Consider the following 17,269-nt stretch of genomic DNA (forward strand, 5'->3'; position numbering starts at 1 on the left):
CTCCCAAATAGTCATGTCTTGAAAACGCATAAGCCAGCGCGAGGCTGGCTTATGGTTGAATTTCCAACGAGTTGGACAATCAGTCGGCTTGTGCTGCTTCCGCCGGCTTGACTGCTTCTTCGTAAGAGACCGCTTTGTCGGTCACCTTAGCCTTCTGCAGAACAGTATCCACAACTTGTTCTTCCAGCACAACCGAACGCACTTCGTTCAGCTGCTGATCGTTCTTGTAGTACCAAGCCACGACTTGCTCAGGCTCCTGGTAGGCCGAAGCCATTTCCTGGATCATTTCGCGAACGCGGTCTTCGTCAGGCTTGAGGTCGAACTGCTTGACCACTTCAGCCACGATCAGGCCCAGCACGACGCGGCGCTTGGCTTGCTCTTCGAACAGCTCGGCCGGCAGTTGGTCAGGCTTGATGTTGCCACCAAACTGCTGAACAGCTTGCACGCGCAGGCGATCCACTTCGTTGGACAGCAGGGCCTTAGGCACTTCGATCGGGTTGGCGGCCAGCAGACCGTCCATGACCTGGTTCTTGACCTTGGACTTGATGGCCTGACGCAGCTCGCGCTCCATGTTCTTGCGAACTTCGGTGCGGAAGCCTTCGATGCCGGTTTCCTTGATACCGAATTGAGCGAAGAACTCTTCGTTCAGCTCTGGCAGCTTAGGCTCGGAAACACTGTTGACCGTCACGGTGAACTCGGCGGTTTTACCAGCCAGGTCCAGGTTCTGGTAGTCAGCAGGGAAGGTCAGGTTCAGAACGCGCTCTTCACCGGCTTTGGCGCCAACCAGGCCGTCTTCGAAACCCGGGATCATGCGGTTGGAACCCAGCACCAGCTGAGTACCCTTGGCGGAGCCGCCAGCGAATGCTTCGCCGTCAACCTTGCCAACGAAATCGATGTTCAGCTGGTCTTCGTTCTGGGCAGCACGCTCGGCCACTTCGAAACGGGTGTTCTGCTTGCGCAGGATTTCCAGCATGTTGTCCAAGTCCGAATCAGCCACTTCGGCGCTCAGGCGCTCGATAGCGATACCGTCGAAACCGGCCACTTCAAACTCAGGGAACACTTCGAATACGGCAACGTATTCCAGGTCTTTGCCTGCTTCCAGGGACTTAGGCTCGATCGACGGCGAACCAGCCGGGTTCAGCTTTTGCTCAACCACTGCTTCGTAGAAGGAAGCCTGGATCACGTCACCGACAGCTTCCTGGCGCGCATCGGCACCAAAACGGCGCTTGATTTCGCTCATTGGCACTTTGCCTGGACGGAAACCAGCGATCTTGGCCTTTTGGGCAGTCTGCTGCAGACGCTTGTTGACCGCAGTCTCGATACGCTCAGCCGGCACGGTGATGCTCAGGCGGCGCTCAAGAGCAGTAGTATTTTCAACAGAAACTTGCATGGATATTCCTCGTTGCACAGACGTTAGCCGGCCATTTCCGACCCCAATCAAGGGCATGCATTCTAGTGGGTCAAACTCAAGAAGTCACCCTACTGGAAATACGCCCGAAAACAGCCGGCAATTTATCGGTACGAAGGCACTGATGTACCTCGCCCCGGTGACAAATACAGCCCATCACGCCAGGGCTCTGCGCCGCCCCTTCTATATATAGAAGAAGTCGTCATCCATCTCCCTGACGGCCAACCCTTCGAACAGGGCCGGCAGGCAGTGCGGCATCATCGAGATACATAAATACGACGAAACGCCCTGCCATTGCGACCCAGTACCTGCAGCCGCGGAATATTCGAACCGCTGAAACCAAAAAAGGCGCCAGACTGTTAAATCTGGCGCCTTTCGAATATGGGGTGGACGAAGGGGATCGAACCCTCGACAACGGGAGTCACAATCCCGTGCTCTACCAACTGAGCTACGCCCACCATATTGCGTTAACAAAGAAACCAAACCACTTCTTTGTTGAGCCCTCCCCCGCTTCTCAACGGGGCCAAGCTTTATTTGGTGCGGATGAAGAGACTCGAACTCTTACGCCTCGCGGCGCTGGAACCTAAATCCAGTGTGTCTACCAATTCCACCACATCCGCGCTTGAAGCTCTTAAAGCAAAGGCGCCAGACGATTAATCTGGCGCCTTTTCAAAATATGGGGTGGACGAAGGGGATCGAACCCTCGACAACGGGAGTCACAATCCCGTGCTCTACCAACTGAGCTACGCCCACCATATAGCGCTACTTGTGCCAAAGCTGCCTAATGGCGCACCCGGCAGGACTCGAACCTGCGACCATCCGCTTAGAAGGCGGATGCTCTATCCAGCTGAGCTACGGGCGCCTGATTAATCTGTACTCTTGGAGGATTACAAACTAAGTGCTTCCAGCCTTGCAGAACAATCATCTATTCTGCTCGACCTTCTTAACCAGTGCTAGGCTGTGCCCGACAAGTGCGACGAATAGTATAGACGCCCTCGAAACCCGTCAAATCTTTTTTGAAAAAAATTCATTTTATTTAAGGGGTTAGGGCAATTTGCAGACCAAGCGCCTTTGCCCTCACGCGCTGGCATGCGAGAATGCGCGCACTTTTCTTCCCCCTCTCGATGGTTAATCACGCGTAATGACTGCACAACTTATCGACGGCAAATCAATCGCCGCCAGCCTGCGCCAGCAGATCGCCAAACGAGTCACCGAGCGCAGCCAGCAAGGCCTGCGCACGCCTGGCCTCGCGGTGATCCTGGTCGGCAGCGATCCTGCCTCTCAGGTTTATGTCTCGCACAAGCGTAAAGACTGTGAAGAGGTCGGCTTTATTTCCAAGGCCTACGACTTGCCTTCCGAGACCACCCAGCAGGCCCTTACCGACCTGATCGACGGCCTCAACGACGACGCGACAATCGATGGCATCCTGCTGCAGCTGCCGTTACCCGAGCATCTGGATGCGTCCAAACTGCTCGAACGCATTCGCCCGGACAAAGATGTCGACGGCTTCCACCCCTATAACGTCGGCCGCCTGGCCCAGCGCATCCCGCTGCTGCGCCCATGCACCCCAAAAGGCATCATGACCTTGCTGGAAAGCACCGGTGTCGACCTGTACGGCCTTGATGCCGTGGTCGTCGGCGCTTCCAACATCGTCGGTCGCCCGATGGCCATGGAGCTGCTGCTGGCCGGCTGCACCGTGACCGTCACCCACCGCTTCACCAAAGACCTCGCCGGCCACGTCGGCCGCGCCGACCTGGTCGTGGTTGCCGCCGGCAAGCCGGGCCTGGTCAAGGGTGAGTGGATCAAGGAAGGCGCCATCGTCATCGACGTGGGCATCAACCGCCAGGAAGACGGCAAGCTGGTAGGCGACGTGGTGTACGAAACCGCCCTGCCCCGCGCCGGCTGGATTACACCCGTGCCGGGGGGCGTCGGCCCGATGACCCGCGCCTGCCTGCTGGAAAACACGCTGTATGCTGCAGAAACCCTGCACGGTTAATAACCAGGTGTACTGAAAAAGCCCTGCCTTATCGCAGGGCTTTTTATTGGCCGCAATAAACCCTGTTTTTTCTTAGTTTTTAAGCACTTTCGTCCGGTTCTAGAAGAACATTCGACAGTTTCTAATCCATACTCCTAAAATGTAACGGCATTTATCAAAAACCCGTTCCCGAACGGTTATTTCCTTACTTTTTAGCGAGTTCATCCGCGTGAAAATTCGTCTTTCTCTTGTCAGCCTATTTTTTGCATTTACAGGCACCTTTGCGCACGCCGCCGAAACTACCCAGGCCCCGCGTGACACCTCCAAACTGCAAATCGCCTCCGGCAGCGCCATGCTGGTCGACCTGCAAACCAATAAGGTCATTTATTCCAGCAACCCCGACGTGGTCGTACCGATCGCCTCGGTGAGCAAATTGATGACCGGCCTGATCGTGCTCGAAGCCAAGCAGAATATGGATGAGTACATCGACATCAACATCACCGACACGCCCGAGATGAAAGGGGTGTTCTCGCGCGTGAAGATCGGCAGCCAGATGCCGCGCAAGGAAATGTTGCTGATCGCCCTGATGTCCTCGGAAAACCGCGCTGCCGCGAGCCTTGCCCACCACTACCCGGGTGGTTACGCAGCCTTCATCGCCGCGATGAACGCCAAGGCCAAGGCGCTGGGCATGACCAGCACGCACTACGTAGAACCCACCGGGCTGTCGATCCACAACGTGTCCACCGCCCGCGACCTGAGCAAACTGCTGGCCGCCGCACGCCACTATCCGTTGCTGAGCCAACTGAGCACCACCAAGGAAAAGACCGTGTCGTTCCGCAAGCCCAACTACACCCTGGGCTTCTCCAATACCGACCACCTGATCAACCGCGCCAACTGGGACATCAAGCTGACCAAGACGGGCTTCACCAACCAGGCCGGTCACTGCCTGGTACTGGTGACGAGCATGGGTAACCGCCCCGTGTCGCTGGTGATCCTGGATGCCTTCGGCAAATTCACCCACTTTGCCGATGCCAGCCGTATTCGCAATTGGGTCGAGACCGGCAAGAGCGGTTCGGTGCCGGACGTCGCGTTGCGCTACAAGGCCGACAAGAACCTGAAGAACAGAGCTAACGCCGCCGAAGTCCGTCGCTAGCGCAGCCACCTTCCAAAGTATTGAGCGCCCGCTTGTGTGGGCGCTGGCTTGCCTGCGATAGCGACACCGCGGGGCAACTGAACCCCCTCAATGCCCGCATCGCGGGCAAACCCGGTGCATTCATTGGCGCCCAGGTGCTGGCCGTTACTTTTTTTCCGCCAGCACCTTCAGCGCCTGCGCCGCAGCCGGCTCCTGCCCAGCTTGGGCCGTGGCATTGGCCGCATCCCGCCAGCGCTGCGCGTCCACGTTGGCCGGCAACTGGCTCGGACGCTGGGTGAGGATTGCCCAACTCCCGGCGCTGCGCCACTTTGACTCAAAGTCGCTGAAGCTCATCAGCAGCCGCCGATCCATGCCCGAGCGCAGCAACACCGTGCTTTTCTGTTGATTGAACCCCACCACCACGACGTAGTGCGCGTCCGACCATAGCCCGCCGCCAATCCGAGCCATCACCGGATAACCCGCCGCCACCTGCGCCAGCACCGCCGTCAGCTTCGCGTCCAGCGGGTACACCATCAGCCCGTACTCACGCGCCAGCACCTGCATGTTGCGCTCAAGGTCTGCCTCCCCGCCCGGCAGGTGCAGCGGCTTGTCCAGCAGCCCCGGTGTCATGACAATGCCTTGTTGCGACAGCATGCTGGCTAACGCTGTAGGACCGCTCTGATAAGCCTCGCTGCGAAACGTCGGCACGCCATTGAGCTCGACACGCTCCGGCAGCCCCGCCAGCCTCGATGGCGTCGCGGAACAGGCCACAAGCCCCAGGGCGCAGGCCAACAGAACGGATGTTTTAAGGTTCGACCGTAACCGCAATTTTCTACTCTCTTGATCAACTGCCGGTAAGGGCCCTGATCATAGGACGCCCGGCCACGCGGGTATAGCCCGCAGGCTTAGTAAAGGGAGTGGATAGAGCAAAGAAGTTGGAAGGACGCGACCATTGGTCAATAGCAGGCAACCGCCAGGTAGCTAGACTGTCCATTGAGAAGACTGTGTGTGCCCCGGACGGGGCGAAAGGAGGCCCGAATGAGCCTTGCAACGACGATTTTCCTGTTGATCTGCGGTTGGCTGGCGGTTGCCGGCGCCATGTTGTGGGGGGTGTTGCGCATTACCCGCCGGCACCATCACCCCCACGCAAAACCTGCTGTGCCCGCCAAGGCCCATAAGGCGGCGGTGCATCACGCCTAGCCAGGCATGCAATTGAAATCCTGCGTCGCCGCGACTTCCTTGCCGTGGGCATCCATCAAGGAGGCGCGCACGGTAGTGCCCAGGCTGGATTCGACCAGGGTGTAGTGTTCGCCCGCCTTGAAGTGCTTGTATTCCACGCGCCCCTGGCAGTCCTGCTGGTTGTCGTCGCCAGGCTCTTCCTCAAACAGGGTGACATCCAAGCGATGATCGCCCGGCGGCACTTCAAAAAAGCGCCCGTCGTCCACGCGCTTGCCGTCCAAGCGTTCGGCCATCAGGTCGTTCGGGGCTTCTTCTTTCAGACCAATCCACGCTTCGCTCGGGTCCGCCTTTGGGATCGGGCCGGCGCACGCCGACAACAACAGGACAGCACCGAGGGCTGGAATCAACAACAGTGGTTTGAGTGACATGGCAGGGCTCCAAAGAAAGACAATGTGTCCGATGGGCTACAAGCTTGCGGAGCGGACCTGCCCAGAACAAATGAATACATATGAAACGATCTTCAGCCCTTACCTAAATGTTCCTTCACCTGGCTGAAAGGTGCGTGTTAGGTGGGTCGCCTGAGACTGCCGGGGTTTGCAATCCTGCTCCTCTGGAGGTTCACGCATGCTCGGGCTGGTAAAGACCGCACTGCAAAAGCCGTACACGTTTATCGTGTTGGCCATATTCATCTGCATCATCGGGCCGATGGCGGCCCTGCGCACCCCCACTGACGTTTTCCCCGATATCGGCATCCCTGTGGTCGCCGTGGTCTGGCAGTACAACGGCCTGTCGCCGGACGCCATGGCGGGCCGGGTGATCTACACCTACGAACGCTCCCTGAGCACCACCGTCAACGACATCGAACATATCGAATCGCAATCCCTGCCCGGCATGGGCATCGTCAAGATCTTCTTCCAGCCCGGCGTCGATATCCGCACCGCCAACGCCCAGGTGACCGCGGTGTCACAAACCGTGTTGAAGCAGATGCCGCCGGGCATCACGCCGCCACTGATCCTCAACTACAGCGCCTCCACGGTGCCGATCCTGCAGATGGCGTTCTCCAGCCCCAGCCTCTCGGAAGCCAAGATCCGCGACCTGGTACAGAACAATATCCGCCTGCCCCTCAGCGCCCTGCCCGGCCTGGCCATGCCCACGCCAATGGGCGGCAAGCAACGCCAGATCACCCTTGACCTCGACCCGCAAGCGCTGGCCGCCAAGGGTTTGTCAGCCCAGGACGTGGGCAATGCCCTGGCGTTGCAGAACCAGATCATCCCGGTGGGCACGGCCAAACTGGGCCCCAACGAATACACGATCCTGCTCAACAACAGCCCCAAGGCCATCGATGAACTTAACGACTTGCCGATCAAGACGGTCGACGGTGCGCTGATCACCATCGGTCAGGTGGCCCACGTGCGTGACGGTTCGCCGCCGCAAACCAACATCGTGCGCGTCGACGGCCACCGCGCGGTGCTGATGCCGGCGCTGAAAAACGGCAGCATCTCGACCCTGTCGATCATCGACGGCATCCGCCAGATGCTGCCGCGTATCAACGAAACCCTGCCGCCATCGCTGAAGACTTCCCTGCTGGGCGACGCCTCGGTGTTCGTCAAGCAATCGGTGGGCAGCGTAGCCCAGGAAGGCATCATCGCCGCGCTGCTGACCAGCGCGATGATCCTGCTGTTCCTCGGCAGCTGGCGTTCGACGCTGATCATCGCCGCCTCGATTCCCCTGGCCGTGCTGTCGGCCATCGCACTGCTGGCGGTCAGCGGGCAAACCCTCAATGTGATGACCCTGGGCGGGCTGGCGTTGGCGGTGGGGATCCTGGTGGACGACGCCACGGTGACCATCGAGAACATCAACTGGCACCTGGAGCAAGGCAAGGCGGTGAAGACCGCGATCCTCGACGGTGCCGCGCAAATTGTCGGCCCGGCGTTTGTCTCGCTGCTGTGTATCTGCATCGTGTTCGTGCCGATGTTTCTGCTGCAGGGCATCGCCGGCTACTTGTTCCGGCCGATGGCTTTGGCGGTGATATTTGCCATGGCGAGCTCGTTCATCCTCTCACGTACGCTGGTGCCGACCCTGGCGATGTTCCTGCTCAAGCCGCACATGCCGGAGCCCGGCGCCGGGCATCATCCGGAAGATGAATTCATCAATCACCATGAAGGTGAACAGCACACGAAACAGCGCAATGCCGTGCTGCAATCGGTGCTCAATTTCCAGCAAGGTTTCGAGCGCCACTTCTCCAATATCCGCGACACCTACCATGGCCTGCTGACCTTGGCCCTGGGCAATCGCAGGCGCTTTATCGTCGGCTTCCTGGCCTGTGTACTGGCGTCATTCCTGCTACTGCCTAGCCTGGGCCAGGACTTTTTCCCGGCCACCGATGCAGGCGCCCTGGCCCTTCACGTGCGCTTGCCACTGGGTACGCGTATCGAAGAAAGCGCCGCCGCCTTCGACCGCATTGAAGCGCGGATTCGCGAAGTCATCCCCGCCCGGGAGCTGGATACCATTGTCGATAACATCGGCATCCCGCTCAGCGGCATCGACATGGCCTACAGCAGCAGCGGCACCATCGGCCCGCAAGATGGCGATATCCAGGTCAGCCTGAAAAAAGATCACGCCCCCACTGCCGACTACGTGAAAAAACTGCGTGAAGCCTTGCCGCAAAGTTTCCCTGGCAGCCACTTCGCCTTCCTGCCGGCGGACATCAGCAGCCAGATCCTCAACTTCGGCGCCCCGGCCCCGCTGGACGTGAAAATCTCCGGGCGCAGCGACGAAGAAAACCGCGCCTATGCGGTGGAGCTTGAGCGTCGTTTGCAGCACGTTCCCGGCATCGCCGACCTGCGCATCCAGCAGTCCACCGGCTACCCGTCGCTGCAAGTGAACGTCGACCGCATGCGCGCCAACGGCCTGGGCATCACCGAGCGTGACGTGACCAACAGCATGGTCGCCTCCCTCGCCGGCAGCTCCCAGGTCGCGCCGACCTTCTGGCTGAACCCGGCCAACGGCGTGTCCTACTCCATTGTTGCGGCCACCCCGCAATACCGCCTCGACAGCCTGCCTTCGCTCGAGGCCCTGCCAGTGACTGGCGCCGACGGCAAGTCGCAGATCCTCGGCGGCGTCGCCACCATTTCCCGTGTGCAAAGCCCGGCGGTGGTCACCCACTACAACATCGAACCGACCCTGGACCTGTATGCCAACGTGCAGGGTCGCGACCTCGGCGGGGTAGCCCGCGATGTGCAGAAAGTGCTGGACGACACCGCGTCCATGCGCCCAAAAGGCGCGGTGATCAGCCTGCACGGGCAGATCGACGCGCTGCACGAAGCATTCAGCGGCCTGAGCTTTGGCCTGCTCGGTGCGGTGGTGCTGATCTACCTGCTGATCGTGGTCAACTTCCAGTCGTGGGTGGACCCGTTCGTGATCATCACCGCCTTGCCGGCCGCACTGGCGGGGATTGTGTGGATGTTGTTCCTCAGCGGCACGTCCTTGTCGGTGCCCGCCTTGACCGGCGCGATCCTGTGCATGGGCGTCGCCACGGCCAACTCGATCTTGGTGGTGAGTTTCTGCCGTGAACGCCTGGCCGAACATGGCGACGCGCTCAAGGCTGCACTGGAAGCCGGCTACACCCGCTTTCGCCCGGTGTGCATGACCGCCCTGGCGATGATCATCGGCATGTTGCCGCTGGCGATGTCCGAGGAGCAGAACGCCCCGCTTGGCCGTGCGGTGATCGGTGGGCTGATCCTCGCCACCACCGCCACCCTGTTGTTTGTTCCCGTGGTCTTCAGCCTGGTCCACGGTCGTCACCCTACTCGCGCAACTGCTGGAGAAACGTCTCATGTCGTCTGATCACAACCCCTCGCGCAAGCGTCTGATGCTCATGGGTGTCGGCGGCCTGACCCTGGCCGCCCTGTTGGTCGCCAACGGCCTGCACGCCCGCACCCTGCACGAGCGATCGGTCACTGCCTGGACCGAAACCGCCGCCGTCCCGCAAGTGATGGTGTTCCAACCGCAGCAGAACGCGGCGGGCGAAACCCTGCGGCTGCCCGCGCACCTGGAAGCCTGGAGCAAGGCGCCTATCCATGCCCGAGTCAGCGGCTACCTCAAGGACTGGAAGGCCGACATCGGCACCCACGTCAACGCCGGGCAAATACTCGCCGAGATCGACAGCCCCGACCTCGACCAGCAACTGGCACAAACCCACGCACGATGGGTGCAGGAACAGGCCAATGCACGCCTGGCCGCCACCACCGCCACGCGCTGGCAGAACCTGCTGGCCAGTCACTCGGTGTCGCGCCAGGAGGCCGATGAAAAAACCTCCAACGCCGCCGCGGCCAAGGCCAACGCCGAAGCCGCTGCTGCCGACTATGCCAGGCTGACGGCACTGGAGCGCTACAAGACGATACGTGCCCCCTTTGCCGGCACCATCACTGCGCGTAACACCGATATAGGCCAACTGATCAAGGCCGATACCGACAGCGACCCGGAGCTGTTCAACATCGCCGACACGCATCAATTGCGCCTGTATGTGCCGGTGCCGCAGAACTACGCGGCCGTCATCCACCAAGGTCTCGAAGCCGAGTTGACCGTGCCCGAGCATCCCGGCGAGCACTTCAAGGCGCGCCTGATCGGCGACTCCACCGCCATCGACCGCCGCTCCGGCACCCTGCTCGCGCAATTCGTTGCCGACAACCCCAACGGCGAGTTGCTGCCCGGCGACTACGCCGAAGCCACCCTGCCGGTGCCGGCTGATACCCATGGCGTGAGCATCCCGGCCAGCGCGCTGATCTTCCGTGCCCAAGGCACCCAAGTGGCGGTGTTGGATGCGCAGAATCATGTGCACCTGCAGGGTATTCACATCGGCCTCGACCTGGGCGAACGCCTGGTCATCGACCAGGGCCTGAAGCCTGCCGACCGCGTGGTCGACAACCCGCCTGACGCCCTGCGCGAAGGCGACCCGGTACAACTGGCCGATGCCTCAGGAGGTACGCATGCGCCCAAGGCTTAAGCCCCTCGCGGCATTGATGCTGCTGGCGTTGCAGGGCTGCTCGATGGCGCCCACCTACAAGGTGCCCTCTACTGACCTGCCCGCCCACTACCGCGAACAGACCAGCGATGGCCCCTGGCACAGCGCACAGCCGTCCGACCAACTGGCGCCGCAATGGTGGACGCTCTATCACGACACGCGCCTGGACGACCTGCAACAGCAACTGCTCAAGGCCAACCCGGACCTGGCGGCGGCGCTGGCGCACTTCGATGCTTCCCAGGCGTATGCCAGTCAACTGCATGCCGGGCTGTTCCCGCAGATCACCGCCAGCGCGCAGCCATTGCGCCAGCGCCAGTCGGACTCGCGACCCTTGCGTGGGGATACGCAGCCGTCGGTGTACAACAGCAATACCGCAGGTTTCTCGCTGAGTTATGACCTGGACCTGTGGGGCAAGATCCGCAACCAGGTCGCGGCCGGCGATGCCCAGGCGCAAGCGTCCGGCGACGACCTGGCTGTGGCGCGCCTGAGCTTGCAACATCAATTGGCGACGTTGTATGTGCAGCTCAATGGGCTGGATGCACAGGCGCGAATTCTCGACCGTTCGCTGGATGATTTCAGCCAGGCGCTACAACTGACCCGCAGTCGGTATGAGGGCCAGATCGCTTCCGAACTCGACCTGACCCGCGCGCAAAATCAGCTCGCCGAGGCCAAGGCACAGCGGGATGAAGTGCGTGGCCAGCGCAACCTCACCGAGCACGCCATTGGTGAATTGGTGGGTGTGGCGGCCAGCGGCTTCAGCCTGCCGCCGAGCCAGCGATTGATTGCACTGCCGGGGATCCCGTCGCAGTTGCCGAGCCATCTGCTGCAACGTCGTCCGGACATTGCGGCGGCGGAGCGTCGAGTGTTTGCCGCTAACGCCAATATCGGCGTGGCGAAAGCGGCGTGGTACCCGGATTTCAGCCTGACCGGCTTGATTGGCGGGCAAACCCAAGGGGTTGGTAACCTGCTGTCCGCCAGCAATCGCTATTGGGCGCTGGGGCCGTTGGTGAACGTGCCGACCTTTGATGGCGGGCGCTTGAGTGCCAACGAACGCCAAGCCAAGGCCGAGTTCGAAGAAGCCTCCGCGCACTACCGCAGCCAGGTGCTGAAGGCCGTGCGCGAGGTAGAGGATAACCTGGCGCAACTCAGGGATTTGCAACAGGAGGCGCAGGATGAACAAGCGGCGGCAGATGCAGCACAGCATACCCAAGCACTGGCGATGAACAGCTATCAGGCCGGGGCCGTGAGCTACCTGGACGTGGTGACGGCACAGACGGCGGCGTTGCAAGCGCAGAGGACATTGCAAGCGGTGCAGACGCGGCAACTGCAAGCCAGCGTAGGGTTGGTGACTGCGCTCGGCGGGGGTTGGCAGCCCGGCGCCTGACCTTGCATCATCGCAGGCAAGCCCGGCTCTCACATTTTCGAGTTGTGAACGCTTTCAACAATGTGGGAGCTGGCTGGCCTGCGATAGCGGTGGATCAACCAGTGAACACGTCACTGAACCACCGCGTTTCAGGCAGCGAGTTTGCCGCTGGCGATGGCCGCCGATGCCGCAACCATCGCCCTTAACAACACCGCACACCCCGCCGCCAAGTCATCTGGTGCGGCATTCTCGATCTCGTTGTGGCTGATGCCCCCCTCACACGGCACGAAGATCATGCCTGCCGGGCCGAGTTCGGCAACGAAGATCGCGTCGTGCCCTGCCCCGCTGACGATGTCCATGTTCGACAGGCCCAGGCCATTCGCCGCATTGCGCACAGCGTCTACGCAGCCTTTGTCGAAATACAGCGGCGGGAAGTCAGCGGTGGGTTCCATCTCAAAACTGAGCCCGTGTTTGGCGCAGGTGTCTTCAATGACCTGGCGCACCTGCGCAATCATCGAATCCAGGCGTGCCGGTTCCAGGTGACGGAAATCCAAGGTCATGCGCACTTCGCCTGGAATCACGTTGCGCGATCCTGGATAAGCCTGCAGGCAACCCACCGTCCCGCACGCATGGGGCTGGTGCCCCAGTGCCGCTGCGTTCACCGCCGCCACCACTGCCGCCGCGCCCACCAAGGCATCCTTGCGCAAGTGCATCGGCGTTGGCCCCGCATGCGCTTCAACCCCGCGCAGTTTCAGGTCGAACCACTTCTGCCCCAGTGCGCCGAGCACCACGCCGATGGTTTTCTTCTCGTCCTCAAGAATCGGCCCCTGTTCGATATGCGCCTCGAAATACGCACCGACCTTATGACCGCTTACCGGCCGTGAGCCCGCGTAGCCAATCGCATCCAGCGCATCGCCGACACTGACGCCCTCCCCATCCACCTTGGCCAAGGTGTCCGCCAGGGTAAATTTCTCGGCAAACACCCCCGAGCCCATCATGCACGGCGCAAAGCGCGAGCCTTCCTCATTGGTCCACACCACCACTTCCAGCGGCGCCTCGGTTTCCACCTTGAGGTCGTTAAGGGTGCGCAGCACTTCCACGCCCGCGAGTACGCCGAAGCAACCGTCAAACTTGCCACCGGTGGGCTGGGTGTCGATATGGCTGCCGGTCATCACCGGGGGCAGGTTGGGGTTGCGGCCGGGACGACGGGCAAAGATGTTGCCGATGCCGTCGATGGTCACGGTGCAACCGGCCTCCTCGCACCACTGCACGAACAGGTCGCGAGCCTTGCGGTCGAGGTCGGTGAGGGCCAGGCGACACACGCCGCCCTTGGGGGTGGCGCCGAGTCTGGCCAGGTCCATCAGCGACTGCCACAAACGGTCGCGGTTGATGTGCTGATGGGTCGATTGCAGAACGTCGAGGGCAGCGTTCATGGGGGATCTCCTCAGGCTACATTTCTTATGGATTGACCTGATTCCAGTAATGGAATGCGGTCATGCATGTGGGAGCGGGCTTGCTCGCGAAGAAGCCGTATCGGTCGCCGCCAATGTCGTCTGGAAGAGCGCATTGGCGAGCAAGCCCGCTCTCACATTTGAATCGCGCTTCCACCTCTCACAACGGGGATTTGGCAGTGACCGGGCTGATGCCACGCCTGGCATTCAGCCCGTAATACAACACGCCACCCAACGCCGAGCCGGTAAACCAGCCATAGCTGTAGAACCAACTGAACGCGTCACTGCCCAGCGACAGCAAGGTCAGCACCACTGGCACGCCAAAGGCGATGAAGCCACTCCAGTTCCACGCGGGGTAAACGTCATCGCGGTACAGCCCGGCAAGGTCCAGTTGCTGTTTACGGGTGATGAAGTAGTCCACCACCATGATCCCGGCGATAGGCCCCAGCAGGCTTGAATAGCCGAGCAACCAATTGGAATAGACGGTCTCCAGGCTCACATCGGAAACGATCAGCCCAAGCTTTTTCAGCAACTCGTGCCCCATCAACACTAGCCCTACCAGGCCAGTCAGGATCACGGCGGTGGTACGGTTGATCAGCTTGGGCGCGATATTCTGGAAGTCGTTGGTGGGCGAAACGATGTTCGCGGCGGTGTTGGTGGACAACGTCGCGATGATGATCAACGCCATGGCGATGGCCACCCACACCGGGCTCTGGATATGCCCGATCAGGGTCACCGGGTCGGAGACGCTGACGCCCACCAGCTTCACCGAGGCAGCGGTCATGATCACGCCGAGGGCGGCGAACAGGAACATGGTCAGCGGCAGGCCGAAAATCTGCCCGAGAATCTGGTCCTTCTGGCTGTTGGCGTAGCGGCTGAAGTCGGGAATATTCAACGACAGCGTGGCCCAGAAACCCACCATCGCCGTGAGGCCCGCCATGAAGTAACCGGTGAGGCTCGCGCCTTCGGGACGCTTGGGCGGGATCGCCATTAATTCGCTGATCGAGACATTGGGCATTGCCCACACCAGCAGGCCAATCCCCACCGCCACCAGCAGCGGCGCGGACAGGGTTTCCAGGCGCTTGATCGATTCGGCGCCACGCAGCACCACCCACAAGTTCAGGCACCAGAAAATCATGAAGCCAATCACTTCGCCGGTGCCGCCGAGGGACTTCCAGCCCTCGAAGATCGAGCCCAGGAACAGGTGGATTGCAAGCCCGCCGAACATCGTCTGGATACCAAACCAGCCACACGCCACCAGCGCGCGGATCAGGCACGGGACGTTGGAACCGAGGATGCCGAACGAGGAACGCAACAGCACCGGAAAGGGTATGCCGTACTTGGTGCCAGGGAACGCGTTGAGGGTCAGCGGGATCAGCACCACGATATTGGCCAGCAAGATCGCCATCAGCGCCTCGCCTACCGACAAGCCGAAGTACGCGGTGAGTACGCCGCCCAACGTATAGGTGGGCACACAGATCGACATCCCGACCCACAGCGCGGTGATGTGCCACTTGTTCCAGGTGCGTTCATGCACCTTGGTCGGTGCCATGTCGTGGTTGTAGCGCGGGCTGTCGAGGACGTCGGGGCCGGCGTCGAGTTCGTACAGGCCGTTGCGTTCGATGACTTGCGATCTGTTCTGTTGCATGGCCGCTCCACGGTTTTTTCGAATTATTTTTGCTCGCCTGCAAACGATTGCAGGTGGCCGGAGTACCTCGTAAACAACATGACATCACGGGACCGGCCAGCCGCCACTGCACTCAATAACCGTGCCGACCGCTGCGCCTGAACCCGTACCGCTTATATAACTGGCTGATGTTATTCAGCTTTATTTCATTATCCGATCAGGCCTTCGGTACTTGTGGCGTTACTCAGGCTGGATAACACGGAAGTTATCCAAACCCTCAGGACTCAATCTGGTGCACCACAATTATTTTTATTTACCGCCTCCGTCAATAGGCATGTCTCAACCGCCTGATTTGCAATAAGAAATGTTGCTCAATTTGAGAACCTGTCAAGTGCGTCAAAATGGTGAGCGGCCGCTGCATTTTGGTGATTGCCGGATTTAATCCTTATTTTTCAATTAGTTAAACACTGTATAAGCTTATAAAAAATCTTCTTGCCCAATCGAATAACTCGGGCTAGTTTCTATTCCTGTCACCGATGACAGGATTTAACCGACCATCGGCAAGCCGCATTACAACACTTAGAACTGGCACAAGCCGGTCAAGCCTGTGAGGAACTCGACATGTCGCTGTTGATCCGTGGCGCCACCGTTATTACCCATGATGAAAGTTACCGCGCCGATGTGTTATGCGCAGGCGGTCTGATTCGCGCCATTGGCACGGATCTGGAGGTTCCCGCCGGCACTGAAATACTCGATGGCAGTGGCCAATACTTGATGCCCGGCGGCATCGACCCGCACACCCATATGCAATTGCCTTTCATGGGCACCGTCGCCAGTGAAGACTTTTTCAGTGGTACGGCAGCCGGCCTGGCGGGCGGCACCACATCGATCATCGACTTTGTGATTCCCAACCCACAGCAATCCTTGCTGGAAGCCTTTCACCAGTGGCGCGGCTGGGCGGAAAAATCCGCGTCCGACTATGGTTTTCACGTGGCGATCACCTGGTGGAGCGAGCAGGTGCGCGAGGAGATGGCCGAACTGGTCAGCCACCATGGCATCAACAGCTTCAAGCACTTCATGGCCTATAAGAACGCGATCATGGCGGCGGACGATACCCTGGTCGCCAGCTTCGAGCGCTGCCTGGAACTGGGCGCGGTGCCCACGGTGCATGCCGAGAACGGTGAGCTGGTGTATCACCTGCAACGCAAGCTGATGGCCCAGGGCATCACCGGGCCGGAAGCACACCCGCTGTCGCGCCCTTCCCAAGTAGAGGGCGAAGCGGCCAGTCGCGCGATCCGCATCGCCGAGACCATCGGCACGCCGTTGTACCTGGTGCACGTGTCCACCAAGGAGGCGCTGGATGAAATCACCTACGCCCGTGGCAAGGGCCAGGCGGTCTACGGTGAAGTACTCGCCGGCCACCTGCTGCTGGACGACAGCGTCTACCAGCACCCCGACTGGCACACCGCCGCCGGCTACGTGATGAGCCCGCCGTTCCGCCCGCGCGGGCATCAGGATGCGCTGTGGCATGGCCTGCAATCGGGCAACCTGCACACCACCGCCACCGACCACTGCTGCTTCTGCGCCGAGCAAAAGGCCGCTGGACGTGACGATTTCAGCAAGATCCCCAACGGCACCGCGGGTATCGAAGACCGCATGGCACTGCTGTGGGACGAAGGCGTCAACACCGGGCGCCTGTCGATGCATGAGTTCGTTGCACTGACCTCCACCAACACCGCGAAGATCTTCAACCTCTACCCGCGCAAAGGCGCGATTCGCGTGGGTGCGGATGCTGACCTGGTGCTGTGGGACCCCGAGGGTACGCGGACCATTTCCGCCAAGACTCATCACCAGCAGGTCGACTTCAACATCTTCGAAGGCAAGACCGTGCGCGGTGTGCCGAGCCACACCATCAGCCAGGGCAAGCTGGTCTGGGCCGATGGCGACCTGCGCGCCGAGCGCGGTGCCGGGCGGTATGTGGAGCGGCCGGCATATCCGTCGGTGTTCGAGCAGTTGAGCAAGCGGGCAGAGCGCTCCAGGCCCACTGCCGTGAAACGCTGAAAGCGGCCTTGGGCCTACTGCGGGCAAGCCCGGCTCCCCCATTGTAACGA

The 17,269-nt window shown here is 60.7% G+C and carries 12 protein-coding genes and 4 tRNA genes; 7 read left to right on the top strand and 9 right to left on the bottom strand.

The window, feature by feature from the left end; genetic code table 11:
• Nucleotides 1-79: 79 nt before the first annotated feature.
• The 5 genes from tig to CQ002_RS25465 form a co-directional block, all read right to left on the bottom strand.
• The gene (tig, locus tag CQ002_RS25445; RefSeq protein ID WP_034107271.1) at nucleotides 80-1,390 is read right to left on the bottom strand and encodes a trigger factor; all 1,311 of its coding nucleotides are present in this window, start codon (nucleotides 1,388-1,390) and stop codon (nucleotides 80-82) included.
• 400 nt (nucleotides 1,391-1,790) lie between these two features.
• Nucleotides 1,791-1,866, bottom strand: a tRNA-His gene (locus tag CQ002_RS25450).
• A gap of 77 nt (nucleotides 1,867-1,943) precedes the next feature.
• Nucleotides 1,944-2,028, bottom strand: a tRNA-Leu gene (locus CQ002_RS25455).
• Between the two features lie 57 nt (nucleotides 2,029-2,085).
• Nucleotides 2,086-2,161, bottom strand: a tRNA-His gene (locus CQ002_RS25460).
• Nucleotides 2,162-2,193: 32 nt separating this feature from the next.
• A tRNA-Arg gene (locus CQ002_RS25465) sits at nucleotides 2,194-2,270 on the bottom strand.
• Nucleotides 2,271-2,549: 279 nt separating this feature from the next.
• On the opposite strand from CQ002_RS25465, the gene folD reads away from it, so the two are divergent.
• Together folD and pbpG are read left to right on the top strand one after the other, a co-directional pair.
• Entirely contained in the window at nucleotides 2,550-3,404 is an 855-nt protein-coding gene (folD, locus tag CQ002_RS25470; RefSeq protein ID WP_034107275.1) for a bifunctional methylenetetrahydrofolate dehydrogenase/methenyltetrahydrofolate cyclohydrolase FolD, read from the top strand.
• Nucleotides 3,405-3,612: 208 nt separating this feature from the next.
• Nucleotides 3,613-4,536, top strand: a complete 924-nt coding sequence (pbpG, locus tag CQ002_RS25475; RefSeq protein ID WP_034107277.1) for a D-alanyl-D-alanine endopeptidase — start codon at nucleotides 3,613-3,615, stop codon at nucleotides 4,534-4,536.
• 144 nt (nucleotides 4,537-4,680) lie between these two features.
• On the opposite strand, the gene CQ002_RS25480 is transcribed toward pbpG, so the two are convergent.
• On the bottom strand, nucleotides 4,681-5,343 hold the full coding sequence (locus CQ002_RS25480; RefSeq protein WP_105162524.1) for a C39 family peptidase: 663 nt from the start codon (nucleotides 5,341-5,343) through the stop codon (nucleotides 4,681-4,683).
• A gap of 210 nt (nucleotides 5,344-5,553) precedes the next feature.
• Here CQ002_RS25480 and CQ002_RS28380 point away from each other — a divergent pair, with 210 nt between their 5' ends.
• Complete coding sequence (locus tag CQ002_RS28380; protein WP_164403658.1) at nucleotides 5,554-5,715, top strand: hypothetical protein; 162 nt, start codon at nucleotides 5,554-5,556, stop codon at nucleotides 5,713-5,715.
• On the opposite strand, the gene CQ002_RS25485 is transcribed toward CQ002_RS28380, so the two are convergent.
• On the bottom strand, nucleotides 5,712-6,122 hold the full coding sequence (locus CQ002_RS25485; RefSeq protein ID WP_034107280.1) for a hypothetical protein: 411 nt from the start codon (nucleotides 6,120-6,122) through the stop codon (nucleotides 5,712-5,714). The two genes, CQ002_RS28380 and CQ002_RS25485, sit on opposite strands and share 4 nt — an antisense overlap.
• A 196-nt stretch (nucleotides 6,123-6,318) precedes the next feature.
• On the opposite strand from CQ002_RS25485, the gene CQ002_RS25490 reads away from it, so the two are divergent.
• From CQ002_RS25490 to CQ002_RS25500, 3 genes are read left to right on the top strand one after another with little or no spacing between them, the layout of a single operon-like run.
• Nucleotides 6,319-9,540, top strand: a complete 3,222-nt coding sequence (locus CQ002_RS25490; protein ID WP_105162525.1) for an efflux RND transporter permease subunit — start codon at nucleotides 6,319-6,321, stop codon at nucleotides 9,538-9,540.
• Nucleotides 9,530-10,699, top strand: coding sequence for an efflux RND transporter periplasmic adaptor subunit (locus tag CQ002_RS25495; RefSeq protein ID WP_105162526.1), 1,170 nt, complete (start codon nucleotides 9,530-9,532; stop codon nucleotides 10,697-10,699). Before CQ002_RS25490 ends, CQ002_RS25495 begins: the two co-directional genes overlap by 11 nt.
• On the top strand, nucleotides 10,683-12,101 hold the full coding sequence (locus CQ002_RS25500) for an efflux transporter outer membrane subunit (protein WP_105162527.1): 1,419 nt from the start codon (nucleotides 10,683-10,685) through the stop codon (nucleotides 12,099-12,101). The genes CQ002_RS25495 and CQ002_RS25500 overlap by 17 nt, the downstream gene beginning before the upstream one ends.
• Before the next feature lie 128 nt (nucleotides 12,102-12,229).
• On the opposite strand, the gene CQ002_RS25505 is transcribed toward CQ002_RS25500, so the two are convergent.
• Both CQ002_RS25505 and CQ002_RS25510 read right to left on the bottom strand, forming a co-directional pair.
• Nucleotides 12,230-13,513, bottom strand: a complete 1,284-nt coding sequence (locus tag CQ002_RS25505; RefSeq protein WP_069077717.1) for a Zn-dependent hydrolase — start codon at nucleotides 13,511-13,513, stop codon at nucleotides 12,230-12,232.
• Nucleotides 13,514-13,691: 178 nt separating this feature from the next.
• The gene (locus CQ002_RS25510; protein WP_034107288.1) at nucleotides 13,692-15,179 is read right to left on the bottom strand and encodes an NCS1 family nucleobase:cation symporter-1; all 1,488 of its coding nucleotides are present in this window, start codon (nucleotides 15,177-15,179) and stop codon (nucleotides 13,692-13,694) included.
• Nucleotides 15,180-15,779: 600 nt separating this feature from the next.
• Here CQ002_RS25510 and hydA point away from each other — a divergent pair.
• Nucleotides 15,780-17,219 carry a dihydropyrimidinase gene (gene hydA / locus CQ002_RS25515; RefSeq protein WP_034107290.1) on the top strand — a complete coding sequence of 480 codons (1,440 nt, stop codon included), beginning with the start codon at nucleotides 15,780-15,782 and terminating at the stop codon, nucleotides 17,217-17,219.
• The last annotated feature ends 50 nt before the right edge of the window (nucleotides 17,220-17,269 follow it).

This window comes from Pseudomonas sp. MYb13 (assembly GCF_002980075.1).
Taxonomy (GTDB): domain Bacteria; phylum Pseudomonadota; class Gammaproteobacteria; order Pseudomonadales; family Pseudomonadaceae; genus Aquipseudomonas; species Aquipseudomonas lurida.

What these genes read in the sequence shown, in the direction of transcription:
- tig (WP_034107271.1), bottom strand. Translation starts at nt 1,390, where the DNA reads ATGCAAGTTTCTGTTGAAAATACTACTGCTCTTGAGCGCCGCCTGAGC.
- folD (WP_034107275.1), top strand. Translation starts at nt 2,550, where the DNA reads ATGACTGCACAACTTATCGACGGCAAATCAATCGCCGCCAGCCTGCGC.
- CQ002_RS28380 (WP_164403658.1), top strand. Translation starts at nt 5,554, where the DNA reads ATGAGCCTTGCAACGACGATTTTCCTGTTGATCTGCGGTTGGCTGGCG.
- CQ002_RS25485 (WP_034107280.1), bottom strand. Translation starts at nt 6,122, where the DNA reads ATGTCACTCAAACCACTGTTGTTGATTCCAGCCCTCGGTGCTGTCCTG.
- CQ002_RS25490 (WP_105162525.1), top strand. Translation starts at nt 6,319, where the DNA reads ATGCTCGGGCTGGTAAAGACCGCACTGCAAAAGCCGTACACGTTTATC.
- CQ002_RS25495 (WP_105162526.1), top strand. Translation starts at nt 9,530, where the DNA reads ATGTCGTCTGATCACAACCCCTCGCGCAAGCGTCTGATGCTCATGGGT.
- CQ002_RS25500 (WP_105162527.1), top strand. Translation starts at nt 10,683, where the DNA reads ATGCGCCCAAGGCTTAAGCCCCTCGCGGCATTGATGCTGCTGGCGTTG.
- CQ002_RS25505 (WP_069077717.1), bottom strand. Translation starts at nt 13,513, where the DNA reads ATGAACGCTGCCCTCGACGTTCTGCAATCGACCCATCAGCACATCAAC.
- CQ002_RS25510 (WP_034107288.1), bottom strand. Translation starts at nt 15,179, where the DNA reads ATGCAACAGAACAGATCGCAAGTCATCGAACGCAACGGCCTGTACGAA.
- hydA (WP_034107290.1), top strand. Translation starts at nt 15,780, where the DNA reads ATGTCGCTGTTGATCCGTGGCGCCACCGTTATTACCCATGATGAAAGT.